This is a genomic window from Cellulomonas biazotea (assembly GCF_004306155.1).
GTDB classification, from domain to species: Bacteria; Actinomycetota; Actinomycetes; order Actinomycetales; family Cellulomonadaceae; genus Cellulomonas; species Cellulomonas biazotea.
In genome coordinates this window covers 1-5,579 of sequence record NZ_BIMR01000282.1, presented here as the reverse complement: position 1 = coordinate 5,579, position 5,579 = coordinate 1, and the positions used below count along the sequence as shown (strand labels likewise).

At 76.0% G+C, this 5,579-nt stretch carries 7 protein-coding genes; 2 read left to right on the top strand and 5 right to left on the bottom strand.

Annotated features, from left to right (window positions below; genetic code table 11):
- Positions 1-1,117, top strand: a 1,117-nt coding sequence (locus CBZ_RS16625; RefSeq protein ID WP_130782600.1) for a GNAT family N-acetyltransferase, incomplete at its 5' end; no start/stop codon positions are given.
- A gap of 96 nt (positions 1,118-1,213) precedes the next feature.
- On the opposite strand, the gene CBZ_RS16620 is transcribed toward CBZ_RS16625, so the two are convergent.
- Genes CBZ_RS16620 through CBZ_RS16600 form a run of 5 tightly spaced genes read right to left on the bottom strand, consistent with a single transcriptional unit; the run spans position 1,214 to position 3,812 of the window.
- Entirely contained in the window at positions 1,214-1,996 is a 783-nt protein-coding gene (locus CBZ_RS16620; protein WP_130782599.1) for a copper homeostasis protein CutC, read from the bottom strand.
- Positions 1,993-2,451 (bottom strand): PTS sugar transporter subunit IIA, encoded by a 459-nt coding sequence (locus CBZ_RS16615; RefSeq protein WP_130782598.1) that lies wholly within the window; start codon positions 2,449-2,451, stop codon positions 1,993-1,995. The genes CBZ_RS16620 and CBZ_RS16615 overlap by 4 nt, the downstream gene beginning before the upstream one ends.
- A complete protein-coding gene (locus CBZ_RS16610) occupies positions 2,451-2,681 on the bottom strand; it encodes a PTS sugar transporter subunit IIB (protein ID WP_130782597.1) in 231 nt (76 codons plus the stop codon). The genes CBZ_RS16615 and CBZ_RS16610 overlap by 1 nt, the downstream gene beginning before the upstream one ends.
- A 37-nt stretch (positions 2,682-2,718) precedes the next feature.
- Positions 2,719-2,964: a glucose PTS transporter subunit EIIB gene (locus CBZ_RS16605; protein ID WP_174768693.1), complete on the bottom strand. Its 246-nt coding sequence runs from the start codon at positions 2,962-2,964 to the stop codon at positions 2,719-2,721.
- Positions 2,961-3,812 (bottom strand): GntR family transcriptional regulator, encoded by an 852-nt coding sequence (locus tag CBZ_RS16600; RefSeq protein ID WP_246013502.1) that lies wholly within the window; start codon positions 3,810-3,812, stop codon positions 2,961-2,963. The genes CBZ_RS16605 and CBZ_RS16600 overlap by 4 nt, the downstream gene beginning before the upstream one ends.
- Positions 3,813-4,049: 237 nt before the next feature.
- Between CBZ_RS16600 and CBZ_RS16595 the strand changes: the two genes are divergently transcribed.
- Positions 4,050-5,414 (top strand): PTS transporter subunit EIIC, encoded by a 1,365-nt coding sequence (locus CBZ_RS16595; protein ID WP_130782596.1) that lies wholly within the window; start codon positions 4,050-4,052, stop codon positions 5,412-5,414.
- The last annotated feature ends 165 nt before the right edge of the window (positions 5,415-5,579 follow it).

Genomic DNA, 5,579 nt, shown 5'->3' with positions numbered 1-5,579 from the left:
CGCGGTCGAGGGCCCCGACGGCGAGCTCGCCGCGGTCCACGCGTCGTTCCCGTTCACGCTGCCCGTGCCGGGGGCGCAGGTGCCCTGCTCGGGCCTCACGTGGGTCGGTGCCCGCCCCGACCACCGCCGCAAGGGGCTGCTCTCGGCGATGATCGACAGCCACTTCGACCGCTCGCTCGGGCGCGGCGAGCCCGTGTCGGCCCTGTTCGCCGCCGAGCACGCGATCTACGGGCGGTTCGGCTACGGGTCGGCCGCCGACGACGTGCGTGTCAAGCTCGGCCGCGGTGCCGCGCTGCGCGACGTGCCGGGCACCGACGGCCTGACCGTGCGGTTCGGCCCGCTCGACGTCGCGACGCACACCGACGTCGTCGACGCGCTGCACCGCGCCGCGGGCGCCGGGCGGCCCGGCTGGATCACGCGCGACACCGACGCGCTGCGACGCCGGCAGCTCGCCGACCCGCCGGCCTGGCGCGACGGCGGCGAGCCGCTGCGCATCGCCACCGTGCACGACGCCGACGGCGCGCCGCGCGCCTACGCGCTGCTGCGCCGCAAGGACAAGTGGGCCGAGGCCGGGCCGCAGTTCACCGTGTTCGTCCGGGAGGCGGCCGCGCTCGACGCCGCGGCCTCGCACCGGCTGTGGTCGTTCGTGCTGGACCTCGACCTCACCGCGACCGTCGAGGGCCCGATGCTCCCCGCCGACGACCCGCTGCTGCACCAGCTCGTCGACCCGCGCGGCGCCGTCCCGCGGGTCACCGACAACCTGTGGGTGCGACTGCTCGACCTCCCCGCCGCGCTGACGGGCCGGCGCTACGCGGCGCCCGTCGACGTCGTCCTCGACGTCCGCGACGCCCGCCTGCCCGCGAACGCGGGCCGGTGGCGGCTCACGACCGCGTCGGCGCCCGTCGACGGGTCGTGGGAGGCGCAGGTCGTGCGCACCGACGAGGCCGCGGACCTCGAGCTCGACGTCCGCGAGCTCGGCGCCGCCTACCTCGGCGGCCGGTCGCTCGCGGCGCAGGTCCGTGCCGGGCTGGTGACCGAGCGGCGCGCGGGGGCGGTGCAGGGGGCCGCCTCGGCGTTCGGCTGGCCGGTCGCGCCGGTGTGCAGCTGGGTGTTCTGACCCGGCGGTCGGGACCCGGCGGTCGTCGGGTCCCGACCGGTCACCCCGGCGGGCGCTCGACCGACGCGTCGCGGCCGGCGCGCGAGACGTCCGCCGTCAGACGGTGACCGCGTCGAGCGCCGCGCGGGCCGCCGCGACGACGTCGGGGTCGGTCGTCGTGTAGCCGTCGCCGCCTCCCCCGCCCGGGCCGCCGTCCGCGGCGACGTGCCGGCTGGCCGACAGGTGCACGGCATCGACGCCGAGCGCGACGAGCGCGGAGACGTCCGCCGGTCGCACACCGCCACCCGCCATGACCTGCACGCGACGGTCGGCGTGCGCGACCATCGCGGCGAGGCGGTCCGTCCCGTCCGCGGCGCGCGCGGCCCCGCCGGACGTGAGCACCCGCACGACGCCGCACGCGCGCAGCGTGTCGAGCACGGGTCGCGGGTCGGCGGCGACGTCGACCGCCCGGTGGAACGTCACGTCGCGACCGTCGGCGGCGTCGACGAGGCGACGCAGCGTGCCGACGTCGACGGCCCCGCCTGCGTCGAGCGCCCCGACGACGACGCCCGCGGCCCCGGCTGCGACGGCCGCACGGACGTCGCGCACCTGGACGTCGACCTCGTCGGCGTCGTAGACGAACCCGCCGGGTCGCGGCCGCACCAGGACGTGCACGCCGACGGACCGGCCGGTGCCGCCCAGCGGTGCGTCGAGCGCGGCGTGGGTGGCGAGGGCGGCGACGACGCCGTCGAGCAGCCCGCGGCTCGGCGTGAGCCCGCCGGTCGCGGCGAGCGCGCTGCACAGCTCGAGCCGGTCGGCCCCGCACCGCACCGCGGCGACGGCACCGCCGACGTCCTGGACGGCGACCTCGAGCACCGGGGCGCCCGGTGCGGGGCTCACGCCCACTCGAGGAACGGCTCGCCGGCCGCGACCGTGTCGCCGGGCTGCGCGACGCGGTCGAGCGCGTCGGGACCGGCGTCGAGCGCGACGACCGGGCACACCGGCGAGCGTCCGCCGGCCTCGACGGCCGCGGGGTCCCACGTGACGACGACCTGGCCGGCCGTCACGGCGTCACCCTCGCGGACGTGCAGCGTGAAGCCCGCGCCGCCGAGCTGGACGGTGTTGATGCCGAGGTGCACGAGCACGCCGCGCCCGTCGGGCGTCTGGACGACGAACGCGTGCGCGTGCAGCTTCGCGACGACGCCGGCGACGGGAGCGATGACCTGCGACCCCGGCTCGTGCGCCGGGTCGACCGCGAGGCCGGGCCCGACGAGCTCCGCGGAGAACACGGGGTCGTCGACCTCCGCGAGCGCGCGGACCTGGCCGGTCACGGGGGCGAGGATCGTCAGGGCCATCAGCGCAGGTCCTCGATGTCGGAGGCGAGCGTGTCGGCCTCGGGGCCGACGACGACCTGCACGGCGATGCCGGACCGGACCACGGCGATCGCGCCCGCGGCCCGCAGCGCGGCGTCGTCGACCTGCCCCGGGTCGGCGACCTCGACGCGCAGCCGGGTGATGCACGGCTCCAGGTCGAGGACGTTGGCGTCCCCGCCGAGGGCCGCGAGGATCTTCTCCGCCTTGCTCATGTCGTGCTCCTTCGTGGTGTCCCGGCGGCCGGGTCGGTCACATCAGCTCGTCGAGGTCGCTCGCGATGGTGTCGACGCGGGGGCCGACGACCACCTGGACGACCCGTCCGGAGATCATCACGCCGAACGCGCCGGCGGCGCGCAGGGCCGCCGCGTCGACGCGGGAGGTGTCGCGCACGAGCGAGCGCAGCCGCGTGGTGCACGGCTCGATCTCGTCGATGTTGTCGACGCCGCCGAGCGCGGCGAGGATCGCCGCCGCCTGCTCCATGCCCTCGGGTCTCATGGCCGCTCTCCTCGTGCTCCCGCACCGGCCGGCAGCGGTCGTGCGGTGGGGTCCGTCGGGTGGGGTGCCGCCGGCGGCGGGTCGGCCGCGGCGTCGGCGCGGCGGCGCGGGACGAGCGAGGGCCGGGGCGCGCGCAGCGGGACCCACACGCTGTACCGGTCGGCGCGGTAGCAGGCCCGCGAGTACATGACGGCGCCGGTCTCGGCGTAGGTGCGGCGGGCGGCGCGCAGGACGGCCCGGGCGTCGCCGAGCCCGAGCAGGGACGCCTCCGTGTCGGTGGCCTCGTCGGCGGACAGCGTGTCCTCGCCCCACTCGGGCGCGAGGCCGCGGGCGCGCAGCGCGTCGTACATGCTCGCGGGAGGGCCGTCGTCGAACAGGTCGGGCGCGAGGGCGGCCGGCACCCAGACCTGCTCGATGCACATGGGCGCGCCGTCGGCGCTGCGCACGCGGTACAGGTAGTGCACGCGGTCCTTGGGCTCGACCTCGAGCGCGGCGGCGACGTCGGGCGTCGCGGCGACGGCCTGCGCGGCGAGGACGGCCGTCGTGGGCTCCATGCCGCGGCGGCGCATCTCCTCGCCGAACGTCGTGAGCCGCATCTCGAAGTCCATGCGCTGCGGGGCGACGAACGTGCCGCGGCCGTGCTCGCGGACGAGGACGCCCTCGGTGACGAGCGCGTCGACGGCCTGCCGGACGGTCATGCGGGACAGGCCGAACTCCTGGCAGAGGGCACGCTCGGAGGGGATGGCGTCGCCGACGCGGAGCTGCTGCGCGACGAGCGCGACGAGGTGGTCGCGGACGACGAGGTACTTGTGCGCCGCTGCGGCGTCCTCGTGCGCGGGCTGCTCCACCGTGCGGTCCACTCCTTCGTGCGGTGTCGGGCTGGTCGGGCAGGTCGCCGCCCGGGCGTCGGACGTCGTCCGCGTACGCCGTGGCTGTGACTCTTGACACATGATGAGGTCTAGACCACTCTGCTCGCAACTGGTCCAGACCACGCACCGCGCTGGACGGCCCCACGGACGCACGGACCCCCCATCGTCCCTCGCACGCCTGCCCCGCACGTCATCGACACGCAACGAGGAGTGCTCATGACCACCGCCGTCGTCGACCCCGTCGACACGCCCCGCAGGGGCGTCCCCGGCCTCGCCCAGCTCCAGCGCATCGGCCGCTCGCTCATGCTCCCCATCGCGTCCCTGCCCGCCGCGGCACTGCTGCTGCGGCTCGGCCAGGACGACATGCTCGGCGCCGCCGGCCTCGGCGCGAACGCCGAGTGGCTCCTGCCGGTCGGCGCGGTCCTCGCCGCCGCCGGCAACGCGCTGTTCGCGCACCTGCCCCTGCTGTTCGCGCTCGGCGTCGCCGTCGGCTACGCCCGCAAGGCCGACGGGTCGACAGGCCTCGCCGCGCTCATCGGGTACCTGGTCTTCACCGGCGTCACCGACGCCCTGTCCCCCTACGTCCTGGGCAAGCCCGCCGAGGGCGACCCGCAGGAGCTCATCAACTACGGCGTCCTCGGCGGCATCGTCATCGGGCTCGTCGCGGCGCTGCTCTACCAGCGCTACTACCGCATCAAGCTGCCCGCCTACCTGGCCTTCTTCGGCGGGCGGCGCTTCGTGCCGATCGTCACGGCGGGCGCCGCCGTCCTCATCGCCGTCGTCGCGTCGCTCGTCTACCCGGTGTTCGACACCGCGTTCACGAGCCTCGGCGACTGGGTCACCGGCTCGACGATCATCGGCGCGTTCGTCTACGGCACCCTCAACCGCCTGCTCGTGCCCATCGGCCTGCACCACCTGCTCAACTCGCTGCCGTGGTTCCAGTTCGGCTCCTACGAGGACGCGAACGGCGAGGTCTGGCACGGCGACATCGCGCGGTTCCTGCACGGCGACCCGACGGCCGGCACGTTCATGACGGGCTTCTTCCCGATCATGATGTTCGCGCTGCCCGCCGCCGCCCTCGCGATCGTGCACACCAGCAAGCCCGAGCACCGCAAGGTCATCGCGGGGATCATGGGCTCGGCCGCGCTCGTCTCGTTCGTCACCGGCGTCACCGAGCCGCTCGAGTTCTCGTTCGTGTACGTCGCCTACCCGCTGTACGCCATCCACGCGGTGCTCACCGGGACGTCGCTCGCCCTGGTCAACGCCCTCGGCATCCGCGACGGGTTCGGCTTCTCGGCCGGGGCCATCGACTACCTGCTGAACTTCCGCATCGCCGAGATGCCGCTGCTGCTCATCCTCGTCGGACTCGGGTACGGGGTCCTCTACTACGTCCTGTTCCGCTTCGTCATCACGCGCTGGCAGCTGCGCACCCCGGGCCGCGAGGACGACGACGCGCTCGTCGGCGCCGATCCGACCGCCGACCGGCCCGACCTCGAGAAGAAGCCGGCGAGGGACACGGGCGTCCCGGCGCCACGCGGCGAACCGGACGCCACCGGCGCCGGGACGACCACCGGCCGATGACGACGACCACCGTGGTCCTGCGCGGCGTCGGGGTCAGCCCCGGGCGCCGCGCAGGCGTCGTCGCGCGGATGCCCGACCCGGTCCCGGCGCCCTCCGGCGAGCCGCTGCCGCCCGGCACCGACCTGGCCGCCGCCGCCGACCGCGTCGACGCGGCAGCCGCCGCCG